Source organism: Paraburkholderia sp. BR10923, from assembly GCF_040948765.1.
GTDB lineage: Bacteria > Pseudomonadota > Gammaproteobacteria > Burkholderiales > Burkholderiaceae > Paraburkholderia > Paraburkholderia youngii.
On the sequence record NZ_JBFPKO010000002.1, the window covers coordinates 41,437 to 61,028 of the forward strand.

Genomic DNA, 19,592 nt, shown 5'->3' on the forward strand with positions numbered 1-19,592 from the left:
TCGTCGTGGTGAGGCCATTGTTGGCGAAAACCAGCCTGTTCGCCGCGCGTGTTAATCGGACGATTCAGGTAGCCGCAAGCTCACTCCCATTGTGGCTGATTCAACACCATGCCGTGCTGCCCCTTGTAGGCGGCGAGAGCTGGCGGCGACCAACCGTCGAGCATCATCTTTGGCGCGAGTTGCCAGACTTCGATGCCAAGCGGCCGGCACACTTCCTGCGGATCGCGCGCGTCGGGGCCCCACACTGGCACTGACAGATCGCCACCTAGGCAGGTCGACAGTGCGCACAGCAAATCGATCCACGCGAAGAATTCGAGGTAATCGCCTTTCTTCGCTGGACGTAGCGCTGGCGGACAAACTCGATCGAACCGCCTACGCTGTCATGCAACAAACGGGCGGACCGATTTCGGCGGAGCACGGAATCGGCGTGCTGAAACGCCCCTACCTCGCCTGCACGCGCAGCGATGCTGAAATAAGCCTGATGCGTCGGCTCAAGATAGCGCTCGATCCCAAGCATATCCTGAATCCCGGCGAAGTGCTGTGACGCCGCACAGCACCTCGGATATTGAGCCGCAAAGGCGAATATCTGGTGAAGCGGTCCTTCGAATGTCCGACAGCATGTCCGGTCGAACGGCTGCAACTGGCCCGAACTGAGTCTCACACCGCTTTGACTTGGGCTGCCGGACGGCGAACCATGCGAAGTGCATGAGTCACCCCTGAACCGCCCGGATCAGAGCAAGGATCACCTAAGAAGTACAGCCGCCGCACGGTCCGTCGAGTTGATCGGCGAATAGTCGACCGTAACAGTGGCTTTGAGAAGGCCTAGGGCAAACACTCCTCCTCCAACGCCATCGAGAAAACTATCAAGGAACGCACAACAAGCCGTTGTCGGGTGGGAGCAAATTCTGCTGAAAACCAACTTGCCTGAAGTCCAAGTCGCACTAGACTTGGTGCGTCAATCTCTTGAAGAGTTGATGTGGTGCCAGTGCCACTGGGTTGGCTGCTTCCCGTGGGCACCTAAAGGGCGAGCGGGTTTCGAAATTTCCCGGAATCTTCCTGACATCTGGAGTCGCTCATGCCTTCGCCATCGCGCTACACCGCGCTCGTGCTTTCAAACGTCAATCCGGTCTTTGCTTCTATTGCGGTTATCCAATGTGGGACGGCAGCGCTGAGCCGTTCATTGAGCGATACAACATCTCCCGCCGTCAAGCGCCGCAACTGCACTGCACAGGCGAGCATCTTCGTGCTCGGGTTGATGGGGGCGCGAATTGCAAGCGGAACATTGTTGCAGCCTGCCGAGTTTGTAATGCACGGCGACACCATAGAAAGGTCGCGCGCGATCCGAACGAACACAGGATGTATGTTCAGCGATGCGTGGATCGAGGAAAGTGGCATGCCAAATAGGTCTTCGACAATCCTGCCTTGGCCACGTTACGCCAACATTTAGCGCAGGCAGGGGTGGCGAATCTCCAAGCGGCCTGAGCGCTTCGGCTGATCAACCGCCAGTCGGCGATATGCGAACGTCCGAAGTTTGGAAGCTTGAGACATGCGAATGGCGGACTCGCGACGCCAGCCGAAGTCCGAAGCTGGCCGGCTGTACTCATCCACAGAAGCCGCCCGAAAGCTGCCGTCGAAGCGTTCAACGGCACCTCAACAGAACCAGCGTTGAACTGGTGCTCTCGGCCAGGAAAGGACGTTCGACAGAGCCGTATAGATCGTCGACAATGCAATGGTCCTCGGAACGAATGAACTGCATTCGGTTCGAAGCACCGGATCACATTGTTGATTTCCCTCCGTGCCAATATCACAATTCACGTATGTCCCGTGCAGAACGCCTCCTTCAACTCCTGCAAGTGTTACGTCGTTATCGACGTCCCGTGAGCGGCCAAACTCTCGCCAATGAGCTCTGCGTAAGCACTCGCACCTTGTACCGGGACATCGCCAGTTTGCAGGCCCAGGGCGCACTCATCGAGGGGGCGCCGGGCATTGGCTATGTGATGAAGCCGGGCTTCATGCTACCACCCATCATGTTCCGCTCGGAGGAACTCGATGCTTTGGTGCTTGGCATGCGCTGGGTGGCCGATCGCTGCGACGAGACGCTATCAGGGGGTGCGCTCGGCGCGCTTGCAAAGATAGCGGCCGTGCTGCCCGCCGAACTGCGCCGCGAGCTAGAGGAATCTTCGCTGCTGGTCGGCGCGCCGTTGACGAGACCTGCCCACACGATCTCGCCGGACCTGCTGCGTGCCGCGGTCCGTGCAGAGTTGAAGCTCGAGATTACCTACGTGGACGGCAGCGGCATTCAATCGCGGCGCGTCGTTTGGCCCTTTGCCCTGGTGTATTTCGACCAGGCACGGGTGCTGATGTGTTGGTGCGAGCTTCGAGCCGATTTTCGGAATTTCCGTTCGGATCGGATCTTGAGCGTCGAGCAAAAGATGGAGCGCTATCCCAAGCGGCGTTCCACTCTGCTTCGAGAATGGCGCAAACTCAATCAGGTCGCTAGTCGCACGATACTGCCAGAATCTGACAGCATGCCCCAGTAGACTGAAGCTCTTTTAAAGGAGCTTAAAATGAAGTTTGCATCGGTTCGACTGGTAACCGCAGATATTGAACGGCTGGTCGAGTTTTATCAGAGGCTGTCCGGGATCGAGGCTGTGCGGCTAGCCGATGGGTTTGCCGAAATGCGATTCGCGAGCACGACCCTCGCGATTTCATCTGAGCACCTGATCAAGCTTTTCAATGTCGGAGCGGCCACTGCCGCAGCCAATCAATCGGCAATCCTGGAGTTCGAAGTGGAGGACGTCGACATGGTGTTCGAACGGATGAAAGCGTCCGGTAAAACCATCGTGATGCCGGCGACATTGATGCCTTGGGGCAATCGCTCGCTACTGCTGCGCGACCCGGATGGAAATCTCGTCAATATATTTTGTCGGCCCGTGCGTTGAGAAAGCCCGCCGTCGCAGTGGCCCGGTGCTCGCATGAATGGCCGTTTCTGGAAGACCCGAACGTCTCTTGTGGGTTGAAAAGAGCCGGACTCTGTGGGAGTCAGTACGGCGAGTATGAGACATTCAACAGCGCCCTGAAGATCGTAGAGCTATGCAGGGTGGTGACCGACCGTTCAGGATGGAGAGTTTAAGAGTGGATGAGGGAGCGGGTAAAGAATAGATCTGCGCCGTCGCGGGACGAGCGTGAATGACCCTCTTCAGGGTCATCGAAGGACTCTTCGCGTTTAGGGTTGTTCGATGCCTGCCCTCATTCACATTGCTGTGAGCGTGCCGCGGCGCCGACGGCCAGGCGTCGAATAAGCCTAAACGGCACTTCTCACGTCAATGAACGAGTCTTCGCGACCCACTGCTGCCACTCGAACTCCGCCCTCCGTAATGGCCGCTTGCCAAGCTATATCGGTGATTCACATACACCTTGCCTATCCAGTCCAGGTGCTAGGTGGCGCTCGCATACTCATTACCCCCGCAATCCGTCATGTACTGGGTAAATGGCTTGGCCGAATCCGATCCGAGCTCTGTGAGGGCCGAAGGCGTTCCTTGACAGTGCGTCCATGCTTCATGATTGGGCGCCGCTGCCCCTGTATCGCCCGCTCGGACAGGCTTGCAACGACCCAAGGTACGCCAGTCCCGGCAACGAATCTCTGGCATGGATATCGCTTAAAGCGTTGCAGAGTATAAGCGGCTAGCGTCGGCGTATCTGACCGGCGTGGGGCATTGCTCTTGGGGCGCATCGCGCGCCTACGTCGACCAGCCTCGACGTTCGAACGGAATCGTCCGGATTCCGTCGACAGGAAGCGTTGCGTGAATCGCCCCGAATCTTCCTCGATCGTCATCCGGCACGCCGAGCGCATAGCGCCCGACACGTTCTTACGTCCGCATGGTCTTCCTACGTTCTAACAGGGGAGCCCTTTTCATGCGTGTATTGAATCGCATCTTGAGCAGCATCGTTCTGGCCGCGAGTATTTGTTCGACGACATCGGCGCACGCCGACGATCACATCACCATCCTGACGAGCTGGTATGCGCAGGCCGAGCACGGCGGCTTCTATCAGGCGCAGGCCACGGGCCTCTACAAGAAAGCCGGGCTCGACATCACGATCAAGATGGGCGGCCCGCAGGTCAACGGTATGCAGTTGCTCGTCGGCGGCCAGGCTGATTTCATTCTCGGCTACGACTTCCAGGTGCTGTCGAGCGTCGAGGCGGGGATTCCTGTGACGACGGTCGCCGCCTCGTTCCAGTTCGACCCGCAAGGCATGCTCACGCACGACGACGTGAAGAGCCTCGCGGACCTCAAAGGCAAGACGATCCTCGTCGCGGGCTCCGGCCGCACGTCGTGGTGGCCTTGGCTCAAGGAGAAGTATGGCTATAGCGACGGTCAGACGCGTCCCTATACGTTCAACATCCAGCCGTTCTTCGCTGATGCGAACGTCGCGATGCAGGCGTATCCGTCATCCGAGACGTTCCAGGCCGATCGCGCGAACGTGAAAACGCACTTTTTCCTTTTTGCCGACGCCGGCTATCCGCCCTACAACACCACCATCGTCGGCATGAAGAAGACTCTTGCCGAGAAGCCCGATGTGGTCGCGCGCTTCGTGAAGGCGTCGATGGAAGGCTGGAAAAGCTATCTCGCCAATCCGGCGCCGGGCAACGCGCTCATCAAGAAGGACAATCCCGAGATGACTGATGCGCAGCTCGCGTTTGGCGTGGCGCAACTGAAGAAGCTGAAGCTCGTGACGGGCGGAGATGCATCGACGCTCGGCATCGGCGCGATGACCGACACGCGCTGGAAGAAGACTTACGACTACATGGTCGGCGCGAAGCTGCTCAAAGCGAGCACCGACTACAAGAGCGCCTATACGCTGCAGTACATCCAGAACGCGAAGGTCATGCCCTGAGCGGGCGTCACGGAATCAAGGAGTCCGATCATGCTGGTCACACGTCAGAAAGTCTTGCGCCGCTTCTGGTACGCGGTCATGCCGATCTCGCAACTGGACGAAGGTCCGCAGCCGTTCACGCTGCTTAACGAACCGATCGTCCTGTGGAAAGGCGCGGGCGGAAAACCGCATGCGCTGCGCGACCGCTGTTGCCATCGCACGGCGAAGCTGTCGAAGGGATTCGTCGATGCCGATGGCAACATCGCCTGCGGCTATCATGGCTGGACCTACGACTGCAGCGGCAAGTGCGTGCGCATTCCGCAAAACGCGGGCGGCGAGATTCCCTCGCGCGCGATCGTGCAGTCGTATCGCTGCGAGGAGCGCTACGGTTACGCGTGGGTTGCGCTCGACGATCCGCTGCAGCCGATTCCCGAATTTGCCGAGGAAAACGCACCGGGCTACCGGCGCATCCTGCAGTTCTACGAACAGTGGAACACGAGCGCGCTGCGCATGATGGAGAATTCGTTCGACAACTCGCACTTCAGCTTCGTGCACAAGTCGAACTTCGGTCTCTTCGACAATCCGAAGCCATCGAAGTACGAGTTCCGTCCGAACGAATGGGGCTTTGAGGCCGAGACGCGCGTGCCGATCCGCAACCCGCAAGCGAGCTTCCGGATCACGGGCACCACCGACGACATCACCGAGCGCCATCTGATGAACCGATGGTACGTGCCGTTCGCGCGGCGCTTCGGCTGCATGTATCCGGCAAGCGGCGTGCATCACATCATCTACAACTGCGCAACGCCGATCGACGACAGAACGATGATGCTCGTGCAATGGCTCTATCGCAACGACACCGAAGCGCAATGTTCGACCCAGGAGCTGATCGACTGGGACCGGCCGATCACCGATGAAGACCGCGAGATTCTCGAAACCACCGACTACGACGCGTGCATCGACGTGCGCCGCCAGCAGGAATGCCACATGGCATCCGATCAGCCCGGACTGCTGATGCGCCGCATGCTGCTCGAGCTACTCGAAGGGCATGGCGAGCACGAAGTGTTCCGCATCGATACAGAGGAGGCATGAGGCCATGAGCGAAGACAGCAAAGACACGGCGCTCGCCGTCCAGCGTATCGACAAGGTCTATCCGAACGGCACGATCGCACTGGACGATATACGCCTCACCATCGGCGCGGGAGAATTCGTCTCGCTGCTCGGACCGTCGGGTTGTGGCAAGAGCACGCTGCTCAAGATGTTCGCCGGCATCGAGACACCCACGCACGGTCACATGCGGTGGTGGGGCCAGCCGTTCAGCGTCGTCGGATCGGTCGGGCGGCGCATGTCGATGGTGTTCCAGGAAGCCACGCTGATGCCCTGGGCGTCGATTGCCGACAACGTGCGCCTGCCACTCGACCTCGCGCACGTACCACGACGCGAAGCCGACGCGCGTGTCGCCCTTGCGCTCGCGAACGTCGGTCTTGGCGACTTCGGCACGGTGCGTCCGCGCGAGCTGTCGGGCGGGATGCAGATGCGTGCGTCGCTGGCACGGGCGCTCGTCACGGAACCCGACCTGCTGCTGCTCGACGAGCCATTCGGCGCGCTCGACGAATTCACCCGCAACAAGCTCGATGCTGATCTGCGCGCGCTCTGGAGGAAGCGCGGCATGACCGTGGTGTTCGTCACGCACAGCATCTACGAGGCGGTGTATCTGTCGGGACGCGTGGTTGTGATGCAGGCGCGGCCCGGGCGCATCATCGCCGACGTGCCGATCGGCGGGCCGGCCGAACGCGACGAAGCGTATCGCGTTTCGGCACCCTTCATGCAGCATTGCAAGGCGCTGTCGGACCTGATCACCGACGCGCATCTGGCATCGAATGAAGACAGGCAGGTCGATACCCAGGGAGCGCAATCATGAGTAGTCAGACGCTTGTAACGAAGCCTGCGATGCATTCGAAAGCCGAGCGCCGGCGCAGCCCTGCGCTGTTACAGCGGCCCGGCGTGGCGAAGGCGATGGCGCCCTGTGTCGTCGGCATATTGATGCTGCTGGTCTGGGAAGGCTGGTGCGCGCTCTTCAAGGTGCCGGTGTATCTCGTGCCCGCGCCGCACGACATCGCGCTGCAATTGGTCGCCGATGGTCCGATGCTCGTCATGAGTCTTCTCGCGACGCTCAAGATCACGCTGCTCGCCTTCGCACTCGCAACAGTCCTGGGCGTGGCGGTCGCACTGCTGTTCGCGCAAAGTCCGCTGATCGAGGCGAGCTTTTTTCCTTACGCGATCTTGCTGCAGGTCACGCCAGTTGTCGCGATTGCGCCGCTGATCATCATCTGGGTGAAGGACACGACGTTCGCGCTCGTGATCTGCGCGACGCTCGTCGCGTTGTTCCCTATCATCTCGAACACCGCACTCGGCTTGCGCAGCGTTAATCCGGGCCTTGTCAGCCTGTTTCGCATCAATCGCGCGACACGCTGGCAGACGCTTTTGCGTCTGCGCATCCCGAGCGCGCTGCCGTATTTCTTCGGCGGCTTGCGGATTTCGAGCGGACTTTCGCTGATCGGTGCGGTCGTCGCGGAGTTCGTCGCGGGAACCGGCGGCAGCGGCTCGGGTCTGGCTTATCAGATTCTGCAGGCGGGATTCCAGTTGAACATTCCGCGCCTTTTTGCGGCGCTCTTTCTGATCACGCTCACGGGCGTGGTGCTGTTCGGCATCACCGTGTGGGTCGCGCGCATCGGCTTGCGCGGCTGGCACGAGAGCGAACTCTGAGACCATCAATATGAGCATACTGATTCGCAATGCAGCGGCCATCATGACCGGTGGCGACGGCAGCGCCGAAGAACCGGCGCGCGTGGATGGACCGGACATCCGCATCGAAGGCGAGACGATCGCAGCGATTGGCAGGCTCGCGCCGCGCGAGGGCGAGACGATCGTCGATGCCTCCGATTGCGTGGTCTATCCGGCGTGGGTCAACACACATCATCATCTTTTCCAGTCGCTGCTCAAGGGCGATCCTTCGGGACTCAACGCCTCCCTCACGCCGTGGCTCGCCGCGACGCCGTATCGTTTTCGCGTACTCTTCGATGAGAAGCGCTTCCGCCTCGCTGCCCGCATCGGGTTGATCGAACTGATGCGCTCGGGATGCACGACGGTCGCGGACCACAACTACCTGTACTACCCGGGCATGCCGTTCGACAGTTCGGCGATTCTCTTCGACGAAGCGGACAAGCTCGGCCTGCGCTTCGTGCTGCTGCGCGGCGGTGCGACGCGCACGCGCCAGCTCGAAGCCGAGTTGCCGACCGCGCTTCGGCCTGAGTCGCTCGATGCATATCTCGCCGATATCGAGCGGCTGGCATCGACTTATCACGATGCATCACCGCGCGCGATGCGTCGTGTCGCGATGGCGCCGACCACCGTGCTCTATTCGATTTCGCCGCACGAGATGCGCGAGACCGCCCGCGTCGCGCGCAGGCTCGGCTTGAGGATGCACAGTCATCTGTCGGAGACGGTCGGCTATCAGGACAGCGCGAAGGCGATCCATGGTGCGACGCCCGTCGAGTTCTGCGGCGAATACGACTGGCTCGGCGACGATGTCTGGTTCGCGCATCTCGTCAAGCTCGATGCGCGCGAGATCGCGCTGCTCGCCGAGACTGGGACCGGGGTCGCGCATTGTCCGCAATCGAACGGGCGGCTCGGCAGCGGCATCGCGCCGGTGCGCCAGATGGCGGACGCGGGCGTGCGAGTGTCGATCGGCGTCGATGGCGCGGCGTCCAACGAAGCCGCCGACATGATCTCCGAGGTCCACATGGCGTGGCTCGCGCAGCGCGCGCGGCGCGGCATGGCGGCGCAACCTGTCTATCGCGGCGGCACGTTCGAAGGCGGCGCCGACGCCGCTTCGGTGGAAGAAGTCGTGCACTGGGGGACGGCGGGTGGCGCGCGCGTGCTTGGGCTCGAAGGCGTCGGGCGAATTGCGTCGGGCTACTCGGCCGATATCGCCGTGTACCGGCTCGACGATCCCCGCTACTTCGGTCTGCACGATCCAGCGATCGGACCGGTGGCGTCGGGCGGACGGCCGACGGTCGCGGCACTATTCTCGGCGGGACGCTGCGTGGTGAAGGACGATGCCGTGGCGAATGTCGATCTCGGCGAACTGCGACGGCAAGCGCTGGCCGAGGTCAGCGGCATACTGGCAGAAGTGGCGTAACGGCGGCTCTCGCCCGCCTGTGTATTTCCGGTGGCGAAGTCAGGCCTGCTACGGCGGCCCTCGACTGCATCAGGAACTCCCGGCGCGCGTTGGTGACCTGAGGCAGGCGCCACTCCGACATATTCGCGACATGCCACGCTCGCTCAATCGGTGTAGACGGCACGGGAAGCCTCGCCAGGAGTCCCGCCTGCATCTCGAGCGCACACGCGTGCAGCGAAAGGAACGCCACGAGTCCCGCTTCGACGAGCGGCTTGATCGCGTCATTGCTCGATAGCTCGGACGCGTCATGCAGCTTCAACCAGGCCGCTTCGACAAGACGTCCAATCGCGACACGCGTACCCGAGCCGCGCTCCCTGACGAGCAGGTTCGCCGACTCGAGATCGGTCAGGTGAAAATGCTTTGCGCGCATGAGCGGATCGACCACGCCTTTCATGCGAAACGGAACCACATCCGCTTCGAGCACACGCGCTACAGAGATCGCGCATAACTGGATGGGTACAACCGGCCATGAACGGTCTGTCGTAATGTGCTCGCGAGCGTCCGCTCAAGAGCCAGGTTTCTGACAATTTGGTGATTGCGCGAGATACGACCGCCGGGGGTAAAGGACGACGGGATCAGTTTGGCGTCACATGTCGGGGCAGGTCGACCCGGTCCTGGTTGAACGCGTTGGTAAAAAACTGCACGAGGTCGTCGCGAGCCTGTTGCCGTGCCTGCGGATCGGGACGCACACGAATGGTGCCTCCATGACGGCGGTTGGCCCCTGGATCGTTGAATTCGCGCGGGCCGTCGAATACGTCGAACTCGTGGGTGGCGCCGGGAAAGCTGCGTATCGACAGATGCATCGCGTCCTTGGGAGGCAGGCTGTGCAGCAAATCCTGGCAGGCGGCATCTCCGCCGTCATAGTCGTCCGCGGTCCCGACGAAAATCCTGACTGGCGCGTCGACGAGATTCCCAAACTCGGCGCCCGGTACGTGGTTGAACAGCCAGCAGACGGGGTAAAAAGCTACCGCGGCCTTCAGGTGTACTTGATCGCCTAGAAGAGCGTCGCTGTGGCGATGGGTCATCATCAGCAAACTCTCTATGGCGCCCATAGAACTGCCCAGAATTCCAATTCGCGACGCGTCGATATTTGGCCGCTCGGCTAGCAGACGGTAAGCGCCGGCGATATCGGGCAGGTTGTCAGAGAGATTTTTGGGGCGGCTGGAAGATCCACCCGGAAGGTTGCGCCCGCCCCATTGATCAATCTCGAGCGTCGCTATTCCGGCGCGATTGAGTGCCGCTGCGTAGTAGACGCCGCGATAACTGAGGCCGGACGTTCCGTGCATCAGGATGACCGCAGGAAGTTTCCCGCTTACGTCCAGCGGGATCTGCAGACGCGCGGCGATCATGATTGTCTGGCCGTTCCAGATGACCGGGTAGGCGACGTAATTAATCCGCAGGTGCGACGTTTCCTCCCACGCGTTCGTGATGCCGCACGGCATAAGTAGCAAAACCGTAACGAACAAGGTAGCCAGCGAGCGTTTCATCCGGAACCTCCAACGTGTCAGGGGCGCGGTTATCGATCGACGAATCCGCTCCATTTTCATCATAGGCGCGGGCATCAATCGAATACGTTCGCATTCGGGTCTTGGCGGCTCTTTGGCGTTTCCCTCGTAGCTACTGCGCAAGATCAAGCAACGGTTGATGGATGGCAGATTCAGAGGGCTGGCAGTCGTCTTACACGGTGCTTTGGCCGTCAGCCCTCGGAGATCGGCAAGGCAGTGGCGTTTCTCGCCTCCGGCGATGCCAGCTTTGTGAATGGCGCCGAGCTCTTTGACTGAGGGACGGCGCAGGTTTGAGCACTCGTCGCGACGCTTTGCGAAGTATCGCCGCCAGCCGGCGACGCAACCCGCATGTCGCCGGCAACAAACGAGAAAACAGACTAGTGAATCACCCGCGTCACGCCGCGGCCGCGCGGATCGGCGGCAGCTTCCGGCGTATCGCCGTTGACCTTGATCGCCTGGATGTCGCCGCTGAAATCCTGGCCCTTCAGCACGTAACCCTTGGCTTCGATCTGCTTCGCGAGTTCGCCGTCGATGGGCTTGTACGGCTCCCAGAAGATCGTGTTCGGCGGCAGCAACTGGTGATGGAAGCGCATCGCAGCCACCGCTTCAGGCAACGGCATGTTGAAATCGTAGATGTTGTTGGTCACCTGGAAGATCGACGTGAAGATGCGCGAGCCGCCCGGCGTGCCGATCACGAGCGACACCTTGCCGCCCTTCGTCAGGATCGTCGGGCTCATCGACGACAGCGGACGCTTCTTCGGTTCGATCGAGTTCGCATCGCTGCCCACCACGCCGAACATGTTCGCGACACCCGGCTTCGCGGAGAAGTCATCCATTTCGTCGTTCAGGACAATGCCCGTGCCTTCCGCCACGACGCCCGAGCCAAAATAGCCGTTGATCGTGTATGTGTTCGACACCGCGTTGCCCCACTTGTCGATCACCGAGAAATGCGTCGTCTCAGCCTTCTCCGGCATTGTCGTTCCGAGGCCCGGCTGCACGCTCTTCGTATCAGACGGCGTAGTCGGGTTGACTTCAGCAGCGCGTTTGGCGATGTATGCCTCATCGGTCAGTTGCGCGACCGGCACCTTGTAGAAATCGGGATCGCCCAGATATTGCGCGCGATCGGCAAACACGCGCTTTTCGATTTCCGCGATCAGGTGCACGTACTGCGCCGAATTGAGCGTCACGTCCTTGAAGTCAGGTGCGATGTCAGCCTTCATCTTCAGCAGCTGCACGAGGCCGATGCCACCCGAACTCGGCGGCGGTGCAGTGATCACGCGATAGCCATTCCAGTCGGCCTGAATCGGCTGACGCCATACCGCCCTGTAGTCCTGCAGGTCGCGCTTCGTGATGAGACCGTGGCCACGCATCGATGCCGCGATCAGATCGGCGGTCTTGCCGTTGTAGAAGTCTTTAGCGCCCTGGTCGGCAATGCGTGCCAGCACGGCGGCGAGATCGGGCTGCTTGAAGTTGACGCCCTGCTTGAGGTTGCCGAAATACGTATCGAAGTTCGTCTTGCCCTCGAATTCTTTCGAGGCCTCTTCGCGACGCTTGTCCAGCTGCTCGTCGACTTCGAAACCGTCGTGGGCATACTTGATGGCAGGCGCCAGTACCTGCTTCCATTTCAACTTGCCGAAGCGGTGTTGTGCCTCCCACATGCCGGCGACCGTGCCCGGCACGCCGACGGCATAGTAGCCGTACAGGCTCTTGCCCTTGATGACATTGCCCTGCTCGTCGAGATACATGTTCTTCGTGGCAGCGAGCGGTGCGCGCTCACGATAGTCGATGAAATACGGCTTGCCATCGACGTACAGCGTCATAAAGCCGCCGCCGCCGATGTTGCCCGCTTCCGGATACGTCACCGCAAGCGTGAAGGCAATCGCGACCGCGGCATCGACCGCGTTGCCGCCTTCCTTGAAGATCTTCTCTGCAGCATCGGCGCTGTATTTGTCGGCCACGGCGATCGCCGACGCGGTGAGTACGGCCGGCTGCTGTTTCTCAGGAACTTTCGCATAGGCCGGTGCGGATTCGAGAAAGCCGGTCGAAACGGCTGCGAGTGTGACCAGTGCCAAGCCGCTCGCGGACGATTGCGCCCTGTTTAAAAGCTTCATTGAATGTCCCCCATGATAGTTGCTCCCTTGGTGGCAGAAAAGTCTCGCCCTCGGCGAATAACATGCCACTGACCGGTTTGCGAATGCCGCTGCATCCCCTCTGATGCTCGTGCCAGCCGGGTTGACGATTTGTGGAGCGAGTTCCGCGAGGCGGCTGGTCCAGCGCGACTGGCTGCCGGGACTCGAACATGGGCTCCGTGAGCTGCTGGATGACCGACAGCGCGTCCGTCCGCTTCAGCCGTAGACCGCATTAAGAATGTCAACTCACGAGATATCGTCCCCGTCCCGTTCGAGCCTTGGCTGACAAGGGATTCGCGGGTGCGTATGAAAGGTGTCGCTTATGTCCAGAGACGAGCGAGCGGCCGAACACGCTTTCAATCGAGATGGCGGGATCGCAGCGTTGAAGGACGGCTGTCGGAAAGGGTTGACCCTTTACGGGAGCTGCCGGTCGACGACAGGCGATAGCCACTCGATGTTGCAAGATCATCGTCGGACCGCGTCCGGGCCACAAGCGGTCGCTCATCGATGCGGTCATCTTGCCATTCGAACGTCGCTTGCGACATCGGGAACAGCCCTTGAGATCGACCGGCATGCGCACCGGAGAATCAGATGTCTGTCTGAGCCTTCGGTGAAAGCGTCCGATAGTCATTCTTTGAGCATGGCGGCCGCGGCTCCGAGACTGTTCGCGCCTTGGCGCGGCAGGCGCGCGGTTAATACGGCTTACCTTGGATCCGAAACGCGTCGTAGCGCCGCGATGTGAATGCCCTGCTGCGACCAAATTTGAGCGCGCAACAGAGCGATGATGAGCGCGACACGTTGAGACTGTTGTCGGCGAAATGGCACGGCAAAGTACTGCGCCGAAGCGCGTGGAGCAGGCAAGCGGGGCGCTCAGTAATGAATTGTCAGCGGCTCGGGATAGTGTTGCGTGAGCGAATAGGAGCTTTCGGGAGCCCAGGCTTCCAACGTCTCCTGACCGGGCGCGCATCGGCCGCTCACCAGGAAAGACATAAAGGTCGTCTGGACTGAGTAAGTGTCGCCCGCAATATATACGGTCGCATCGACTCCTTGTCTGACGATTTGGGATGGCCGTACTTGCGAGGTTGCGGCAGCGTTCGGAGTGATCAGCGGGCTGCCACTGCAGTCTGGCGTCGGATATGCAGAGAAGTCGCCCGCCCATTGAAATTGCGACGCCGAATGCTGACTACCGCTATTGATGCTTACCCGTTGAATCGGAGCAAAAATCACCGCGCCGTTCACGAGAAGAATAGTGCCAAGCGGTACATAGCTAACCAGCGGCCCCACCATCTTGCCTTGGCTGTCAAAGACCTTCAGAGTGCGTTGTCCACCCCGTTCGCCGCTTTCCCTACCGCCTGACCCGCTTCCGTCGAAGCCGTAAGACAAAGTCGTCATACTTAGGGCGAGGAGAGCAACCACCAGCACATTGCGCACTTGAACCTCCATTGTCAGTGATGCGGCTAGGGTCGAGCTTTACCTTTGGCGGCCGCAACTCCCGGCACAGCACCCGGATCGCGTGCTTCCGATGGTAACCCGTCAACTCAACGAATTCGTCCAGTATCTGGCGTTTCTCATTCCGGTCAGAACGGCGATACCGCTCGCCGACTGCTTCAGTCAATTCCTGTCGTGTTGTCATGCTGAGTCGCCTTGTCATAAGTCGCTCCCGCCTGCATTCTGACGGGTAGCAAATTACATGAGGCAACGACCCTCACCTGGTAACAAAAAACCTGAGTCAATGCGCAAACACCGCCACCGATTTACTACCAACCCTCCAGGCGTAACGTTGCCCGCACGAGCCGCTGCTCCTCCTGTTCGATTTCCCGCAGATTTGCGCATACGCTCGCGATGTGATCTGACGCTGCCTTGCGCGCCTGTTCGGGCAGTTGGCCGGTGACAGCGTTATAAAGCCTTGCATGCTGGCGATCGATGACACGCTTTTGCGGCTCGCGATGATAGAGATTGTTCACCGATGCGAACACCGAGCTGAGCAGCAGCTCAGTCAGCGAACTCAACGTATGCACCAGCACGGGGTTATGGGATGCCTCGCAGATCGCAAGGTGAAATGCGTGGTCGAGCCGCGCATGGGTCGACGCGCTGGTCTCCTTACCGTGGGCCTCCAGCATCTCTTCATAGCGGCGCGTAATCAATACGAAGTCGGCGGGAGTGCCACGCAGCGCCGCAAGACGAGCGGATTCCGCTTCCAGCATCTGGCGAACCTCAAACAGATCGTAAAGCGTGCGCGGTTGCGAGCCGAGCAGATGCATCAGTGGCGTCAGCGCCGGCTGCACACTCAAGTTCGCAACGAAAGAGCCCCTCCCCTGCGATGTTTCGATGATGCCGCGAGCTCGTAACAGTTTGAGCCCCTCGCGCAGCGCCGTTCGCGAAACGCCGAGCTTGTCGGTGAGGCGTCGCTCCGACGGCAACGCCTGCCCGGCTTTCAGGACGCCGTCTACGATAAGTCGCTCAATCCGCTCGGCGACCACGTCGGCAACCTGCCTAGCGTTCTCCGTAATCTCTGCCTGCATCGCCGGTATTCCACTGGTATGACCACATACCAATGCTATCACGGATACTATCGGTATAAGCGACGACTCCTTTACTAATCGCCGCTCTGGCTCAGTCAGCGGAAATTCGTGCCGATAAAAACTGGTAAGACCACCAGATAATGCCATCGACAGCCGCGTGCACACCCGCAACAATGCCATACAGAGAGCCTGCACGCCGCTGACATTGCCCCGCGATCGCACGTCAGGCACAAGGCCAGGAGACCCCCCTTGAGCTACCACTACGACGAGAAAATCGACGGCCCAATTGCGACACACGACAAAGCCACGGTCATCGCGCAGTTGCTGGCGTTGATCCCCGACCTGCAATTGCTCCACGAGCAGGAAGATCTGCGGCCTTTTGAATGTGACGGCCTTGCCGCCTATCGCGCAACGCCGATGCTGGTTGCGCTGCCGCACACGGTCGACCAGGTCGAGACCTTGCTGAAATTCGCCAACGCCCAGCAAATTGCGGTGGTGGCACGCGGCGCCGGAACAGGTCTGTCAGGGGGCGCGCTGCCGCTCGAGAAAGGCATCCTTCTGGTGATGGCGCGTTTCAATCGGATTGTCGAAATCGATCCCGAAGCTTGCACCGCGCGCGTACAACCGGGTGTGCGCAACCTCGCTATCTCGCAGGCCGCAGCGCCTCACGGCCTCTACTACGCGCCGGACCCGTCATCACAGATCGCATGCTCGATTGGCGGCAACGTCGCAGAGAATGCAGGTGGCGTGCATTGCCTGAAATATGGGCTCACCGTCAACAACATTCTCAAGCTCGAGATCCTCACTATCGACGGCGAACGCATCACGCTCGGCTCGGACGCTCTCGACGCACCGGGGTTTGACTACCTCGCGCTCTTCACTGGCTCCGAAGGCATGCTCGGCATCGTCACAGAAGTCACGGTGAAGCTGTTACCGAAGCCGCAAAGCGCAAAAGTGCTTCTCGCCAGCTTTGACGACGTCGAAAAAGCTGGAGCAGCAGTGGCCCAGATTATCGGCGCGGGTGTCATTCCGGGAGGCCTCGAAATGATGGACAACCTCGCGATCCGCGCGGCCGAGGATTTCATCCATGCCGGTTATCCGGTTCACGCCGCGGCGATCCTATTGTGCGAAGTGGACGGAGTCGATAGCGACGTGCAGGAAGACCTCGCGTGTGTGGAAGCTCTCCTACGTGCGGCGGGCGCTACTGACATCCGGGCCGCGAAGGACGAAGCCGAACGGCAGCGGTTCTGGGCTGGCCGCAAGAATGCATTCCCTGCTGTGGGCCGTATCTCCCCCGACTACTACTGCATGGACGGGACGATTCCGCGCCGCGAATTGCCGCGCGTACTGAAGGGCATCGAAGCGTTGTCGAACGAATATGGGCTGCAAGTAGCGAACGTCTTCCATGCGGGTGACGGCAATATGCATCCTCTGATTTTGTTCGACGCGAACGCACCTGGCGAAACCGAACGTGCCGAAGTGCTCGGCGCGCGCATTCTCGAGCTGTGCGTTGCAGTGGGCGGCAGCATCACCGGGGAACACGGCGTCGGCCGTGAAAAGATCAACCAGATGTGCGCGCAGTTCAATAGCGACGAACTGACCTTCTTCCATTCGCTGAAAGCCGCGTTCGACCCCTCAGGCCTGCTCAACCCCGGCAAGAACATTCCCACCCTGCACCGGTGTGCCGAGTTCGGTTCGATGCACGTCCACCACGGCGTACTGCCCTTTCCCGAACTGGAGCGTTTCTGATGCACACAGAACCCGTCTCTATGGACGACAGCGAACGTCTCGTCGCCGAAGTCGGACAAGCGCTCGCCCGTGGCACTCCGCTCGGGATTCGCGGCGGCAATAGCAAGGGCTTCCTCGGCCGTCCCGTACGCGGCACGCCGATCGACACACGCTCGCATCGCGGTGTAGTGAGCTACGATCCCACTGAGCTAGTAATTACGGCACGCGCTGGCACGCCGCTCATAGAACTTAACGCGACACTCGACGCGGCTGGCCAGATGTTGCCGTGCGAGCCGCCCGGCTTCAATAGCGCCGCCACAGTCGGCGGCATGATGGCCGCCGGCATCTCTGGTCCGCGCAGGCCGTGGGCCGGTTCGGTGCGGGACTTCGTGCTCGGATGCCGGTTTATCACAGGCCGCGCGAAGCATCTACGCTTTGGCGGCGAAGTGATGAAGAACGTGGCTGGTTACGACGTGTCCCGCTTGCTTGCGGGTAGTCTCGGTTGCCTCGGTCTCGTCACAGAAGTGTCACTCAAGGTGTTGCCGAAACCCCGTGCAAGCGCGAGCCTCATGCTCGAACTCAACGCGGACGAAGCACTATGCGAACTATCGGCTTGGCGCCGTGCCGTGCTTCCGATCAGCGCTGCGTGTCACGTTGACGGCCGTCTGCATGTGCGACTCGAAGGAGGCGTAGGCTCTGTGGCGTCGGCGGTGGATCGCATAGGCGGCAGCGAACTGAGTCCGGAATACTGGAACGACCTGCGCGAACATCGTCTGGCTTTCTTTGCGGACCCGCGTCCGCTTTGGCGGCTGTCGTTGCCGAACGCCACGCCGTTGTTCGACCTGCCAGGTGACGCTTTGCTCGACTGGGGCGGCGCACAGCGCTGGTTGAAAAGCGAAGCGCCGGCCGAGATTATTCGGCAGATCGCACGCGCGGCGGGCGGCCATGCTGTCAGCTTCAGCCCCTGGGTCCACGCTGAGCCCTTCACTCCGCTCTCGCCCGCTTTACTGCGCTTTCATCAGCAATTGAAGCAGCGACTCGATCCGTGCGGCCTATTCAATCCCGGTCGCATGTACGCCGGGCTTTGAAAACGTCTAGTCGCTCTACCAAAGGGATTTTCAGCATGCAAACGAATCTCAGCGATGCGGCCAAGACTCTGTCGCGCGCGGACGAAGCCGAACAGATCCTGCGCTCGTGCGTGCACTGCGGCTTCTGCAACGCGACCTGTCCTACTTATCAACTGCTCGGCAATGAACTGGACGGACCACGCGGTCGCATCTATCTGATCAAACAAATGCTCGAAGGGGAGCCAGTCACACGCAAAACGCAGCTGCACCTTGACCGCTGCCTCACCTGCCGCAATTGTGAAACTACGTGCCCCTCCGGAGTCACCTATCACGCGCTGCTAGACATCGGCCGCGCTGAACTGGAACGGCGTGTCCGACGACCAGCCACCGAACGCCTGCTGCGCGAAGGGCTGCGCCGGACGATTCCTCATCCCATGGTCTTCGAAGCGCTGCTAAAAGCCGGTCGAGTGCTTCGGCCGTTCCTACCGGCGCCGCTGAGACGCAAAGTCCCTAAGCGCGTCGTCCGCTCACTGTCCCGGCCTACACCACGGCATCAACGGACCGTGCTGATTCTGGAAGGCTGCGTCCAACCCACTCTATCGCCGAACACCAACGCGGCTGCCGCACGCGTGCTGGACCGGCTCGGCATCAGCATCACCAATTCCAATCAGGTCGGCTGCTGCGGAGCGAGCGATTATCATTTGAATGCTCAAGACGCTGGTCTCGCGCGTGCACGACGCAATATCGATGCGTGGTGGCCCGCCGTCCAGGCCGGCGCCGAAGCGATCGTGCAAACAGCGAGCGGCTGCGGTGCGTTCGTCAAGGAGTATGGACACCTGCTGCGCGAAGACCCGTCCTATGCAGCGAAAGCACAGCGGGTGAGCGAACTGGCACTGGACCTGGTCGAGGTGTTGGCTCGAGAGCCGATCGAGCGCTTGCAGACGGATCTTCCGGAGGACACGCAAGCTTCGTTGAGGGATGAACGTCCAAAGCCAGTACCGCGAAGAATCGCGTTTCACTGTCCCTGCACGTTGCAGCATGCGCAGAAACTGGGTGGAGCCGTCGAATCGATCCTGCAACGGTTAGGCTTTGATCTCACCTCTGTGCCTGACGCACATCTGTGCTGCGGCTCGGCGGGCACCTATTCCATTACCCAGCCTGACTTGGCGGAAAGGTTGCGCAACAACCGACTGGATGCGCTGGAGGGCGGTAAGCCGGAGTTGATTGTCACGGCCAACATCGGATGCCAAGTGCATCTGGACGGAGCGGGCCGCACACCAGTGCGTCATTGGATTGAGCTGATAGATGCGTCCTTGCCTTGAAGTCCTCTCGGTTGCGCAACTCTGCAATGAAGTGTCCGTTTCGGGGGATGCCGCGGAAACGGACACTTCGTCCTCTGCGTCAGAAGAAAGATCTTCGGGAAAGCTGAGCACCTGGACGTTGGATTCAGTCCAGTTTTTCGCCTCGCCACGTAAAGTTGGGCAGATGCGTACGGGACGAGACTTTCCTCCATCGCGTGAGTCGCGCGG

The 19,592-nt window shown here is 60.6% G+C and carries 16 protein-coding genes and 3 pseudogenes; 13 read left to right on the forward strand and 6 right to left on the reverse strand.

Annotation, left to right across the window (positions count from 1 at the left end):
• Positions 1-80: 80 nt before the first annotated feature.
• Positions 81-338 (reverse strand): annotated as a pseudogene (locus AB3X94_RS03585) (hypothetical protein); the annotation flags it as partial.
• Between AB3X94_RS03585 and AB3X94_RS03590 the strand changes: the two are divergent.
• The 9 genes and pseudogenes from AB3X94_RS03590 to AB3X94_RS03630 form a co-directional block, all read left to right on the forward strand.
• Positions 326-544 (forward strand): annotated as a pseudogene (locus AB3X94_RS03590) (FAD-linked oxidase C-terminal domain-containing protein); the annotation flags it as partial. The pseudogenes AB3X94_RS03585 and AB3X94_RS03590 sit on opposite strands and share 13 nt — an antisense overlap.
• 608 nt (positions 545-1,152) lie before the next feature.
• Positions 1,153-1,404: an HNH endonuclease gene (locus AB3X94_RS03595; protein ID WP_368611016.1), complete on the forward strand. Its 252-nt coding sequence runs from the start codon at positions 1,153-1,155 to the stop codon at positions 1,402-1,404.
• Positions 1,405-1,817: 413 nt separating this feature from the next.
• A complete protein-coding gene (locus AB3X94_RS03600; protein ID WP_176106853.1) occupies positions 1,818-2,540 on the forward strand; it encodes a YafY family protein in 723 nt (240 codons plus the stop codon).
• A gap of 27 nt (positions 2,541-2,567) precedes the next feature.
• Positions 2,568-2,942 carry a VOC family protein gene (locus tag AB3X94_RS03605; RefSeq protein ID WP_368593473.1) on the forward strand — a complete coding sequence of 125 codons (375 nt, stop codon included), beginning with the start codon at positions 2,568-2,570 and terminating at the stop codon, positions 2,940-2,942.
• A 973-nt stretch (positions 2,943-3,915) separates the two neighbouring features.
• Entirely contained in the window at positions 3,916-4,896 is a 981-nt protein-coding gene (locus tag AB3X94_RS03610) for an ABC transporter substrate-binding protein (protein WP_176106855.1), read from the forward strand.
• Between the two features lie 30 nt (positions 4,897-4,926).
• The gene (locus tag AB3X94_RS03615; protein ID WP_368610799.1) at positions 4,927-5,964 is read left to right on the forward strand and encodes a Rieske 2Fe-2S domain-containing protein; all 1,038 of its coding nucleotides are present in this window, start codon (positions 4,927-4,929) and stop codon (positions 5,962-5,964) included.
• 4 nt (positions 5,965-5,968) lie between these two features.
• Complete coding sequence (locus AB3X94_RS03620) at positions 5,969-6,793, forward strand: ABC transporter ATP-binding protein (protein WP_176106857.1); 825 nt, start codon at positions 5,969-5,971, stop codon at positions 6,791-6,793.
• 29 nt (positions 6,794-6,822) lie between these two features.
• Positions 6,823-7,638 carry an ABC transporter permease gene (locus tag AB3X94_RS03625; protein ID WP_176110482.1) on the forward strand — a complete coding sequence of 272 codons (816 nt, stop codon included), beginning with the start codon at positions 6,823-6,825 and terminating at the stop codon, positions 7,636-7,638.
• Between the two features lie 10 nt (positions 7,639-7,648).
• A complete protein-coding gene (locus AB3X94_RS03630; RefSeq protein ID WP_368610800.1) occupies positions 7,649-9,073 on the forward strand; it encodes an amidohydrolase family protein in 1,425 nt (474 codons plus the stop codon).
• Here the strand turns inward: AB3X94_RS03630 and AB3X94_RS03635 are convergent.
• Together AB3X94_RS03635 and AB3X94_RS03640 are read right to left on the reverse strand one after the other, a co-directional pair.
• Positions 9,045-9,482 carry a LysR substrate-binding domain-containing protein gene (locus tag AB3X94_RS03635; protein ID WP_312883557.1) on the reverse strand — a complete coding sequence of 146 codons (438 nt, stop codon included), beginning with the start codon at positions 9,480-9,482 and terminating at the stop codon, positions 9,045-9,047. The genes AB3X94_RS03630 and AB3X94_RS03635 overlap by 29 nt on opposite strands.
• Before the next feature lie 205 nt (positions 9,483-9,687).
• A complete protein-coding gene (locus AB3X94_RS03640; RefSeq protein ID WP_368610801.1) occupies positions 9,688-10,599 on the reverse strand; it encodes a dienelactone hydrolase family protein in 912 nt (303 codons plus the stop codon).
• A gap of 210 nt (positions 10,600-10,809) precedes the next feature.
• Here AB3X94_RS03640 and AB3X94_RS03645 point away from each other — a divergent pair.
• Positions 10,810-10,893, forward strand: a pseudogene (locus tag AB3X94_RS03645) (oxidoreductase); the annotation flags it as partial.
• A gap of 101 nt (positions 10,894-10,994) precedes the next feature.
• Here AB3X94_RS03645 and ggt read toward each other — a convergent pair.
• The 3 genes from ggt to glcC form a co-directional block, all read right to left on the reverse strand.
• On the reverse strand, positions 10,995-12,728 hold the full coding sequence (gene ggt / locus AB3X94_RS03650; RefSeq protein ID WP_368610802.1) for a gamma-glutamyltransferase: 1,734 nt from the start codon (positions 12,726-12,728) through the stop codon (positions 10,995-10,997).
• An 888-nt stretch (positions 12,729-13,616) separates the two neighbouring features.
• Complete coding sequence (locus tag AB3X94_RS03655; protein WP_368610803.1) at positions 13,617-14,177, reverse strand: hypothetical protein; 561 nt, start codon at positions 14,175-14,177, stop codon at positions 13,617-13,619.
• Between the two features lie 326 nt (positions 14,178-14,503).
• On the reverse strand, positions 14,504-15,268 hold the full coding sequence (glcC, locus tag AB3X94_RS03660; protein WP_368610804.1) for a transcriptional regulator GlcC: 765 nt from the start codon (positions 15,266-15,268) through the stop codon (positions 14,504-14,506).
• Positions 15,269-15,517: 249 nt separating this feature from the next.
• Here glcC and glcD point away from each other — a divergent pair, with 249 nt between their 5' ends.
• Genes glcD through glcF form a run of 3 tightly spaced genes read left to right on the forward strand, consistent with a single transcriptional unit; the run spans position 15,518 to position 19,385 of the window.
• Positions 15,518-17,017 (forward strand): glycolate oxidase subunit GlcD, encoded by a 1,500-nt coding sequence (gene glcD / locus AB3X94_RS03665; protein WP_368610805.1) that lies wholly within the window; start codon positions 15,518-15,520, stop codon positions 17,015-17,017.
• Complete coding sequence (gene glcE / locus AB3X94_RS03670) at positions 17,017-18,084, forward strand: glycolate oxidase subunit GlcE (protein WP_368593462.1); 1,068 nt, start codon at positions 17,017-17,019, stop codon at positions 18,082-18,084. The genes glcD and glcE overlap by 1 nt, the downstream gene beginning before the upstream one ends.
• A gap of 35 nt (positions 18,085-18,119) precedes the next feature.
• A complete protein-coding gene (gene glcF / locus AB3X94_RS03675; protein ID WP_368610806.1) occupies positions 18,120-19,385 on the forward strand; it encodes a glycolate oxidase subunit GlcF in 1,266 nt (421 codons plus the stop codon).
• The last annotated feature ends 207 nt before the right edge of the window (positions 19,386-19,592 follow it).

What these genes read in the sequence shown, in the direction of transcription:
- AB3X94_RS03595 (WP_368611016.1), top strand. Translation starts at nt 1,153, where the DNA reads ATGTGGGACGGCAGCGCTGAGCCGTTCATTGAGCGATACAACATCTCC.
- AB3X94_RS03600 (WP_176106853.1), top strand. Translation starts at nt 1,818, where the DNA reads ATGTCCCGTGCAGAACGCCTCCTTCAACTCCTGCAAGTGTTACGTCGT.
- AB3X94_RS03605 (WP_368593473.1), top strand. Translation starts at nt 2,568, where the DNA reads ATGAAGTTTGCATCGGTTCGACTGGTAACCGCAGATATTGAACGGCTG.
- AB3X94_RS03610 (WP_176106855.1), top strand. Translation starts at nt 3,916, where the DNA reads ATGCGTGTATTGAATCGCATCTTGAGCAGCATCGTTCTGGCCGCGAGT.
- AB3X94_RS03615 (WP_368610799.1), top strand. Translation starts at nt 4,927, where the DNA reads ATGCTGGTCACACGTCAGAAAGTCTTGCGCCGCTTCTGGTACGCGGTC.
- AB3X94_RS03620 (WP_176106857.1), top strand. Translation starts at nt 5,969, where the DNA reads ATGAGCGAAGACAGCAAAGACACGGCGCTCGCCGTCCAGCGTATCGAC.
- AB3X94_RS03625 (WP_176110482.1), top strand. Translation starts at nt 6,823, where the DNA reads ATGCATTCGAAAGCCGAGCGCCGGCGCAGCCCTGCGCTGTTACAGCGG.
- AB3X94_RS03630 (WP_368610800.1), top strand. Translation starts at nt 7,649, where the DNA reads ATGAGCATACTGATTCGCAATGCAGCGGCCATCATGACCGGTGGCGAC.
- AB3X94_RS03635 (WP_312883557.1), bottom strand. Translation starts at nt 9,482, where the DNA reads ATGCGCGCAAAGCATTTTCACCTGACCGATCTCGAGTCGGCGAACCTG.
- AB3X94_RS03640 (WP_368610801.1), bottom strand. Translation starts at nt 10,599, where the DNA reads ATGAAACGCTCGCTGGCTACCTTGTTCGTTACGGTTTTGCTACTTATG.
- ggt (WP_368610802.1), bottom strand. Translation starts at nt 12,728, where the DNA reads ATGAAGCTTTTAAACAGGGCGCAATCGTCCGCGAGCGGCTTGGCACTG.
- glcC (WP_368610804.1), bottom strand. Translation starts at nt 15,268, where the DNA reads ATGCAGGCAGAGATTACGGAGAACGCTAGGCAGGTTGCCGACGTGGTC.
- glcE (WP_368593462.1), top strand. Translation starts at nt 17,017, where the DNA reads ATGCACACAGAACCCGTCTCTATGGACGACAGCGAACGTCTCGTCGCC.
- glcF (WP_368610806.1), top strand. Translation starts at nt 18,120, where the DNA reads ATGCAAACGAATCTCAGCGATGCGGCCAAGACTCTGTCGCGCGCGGAC.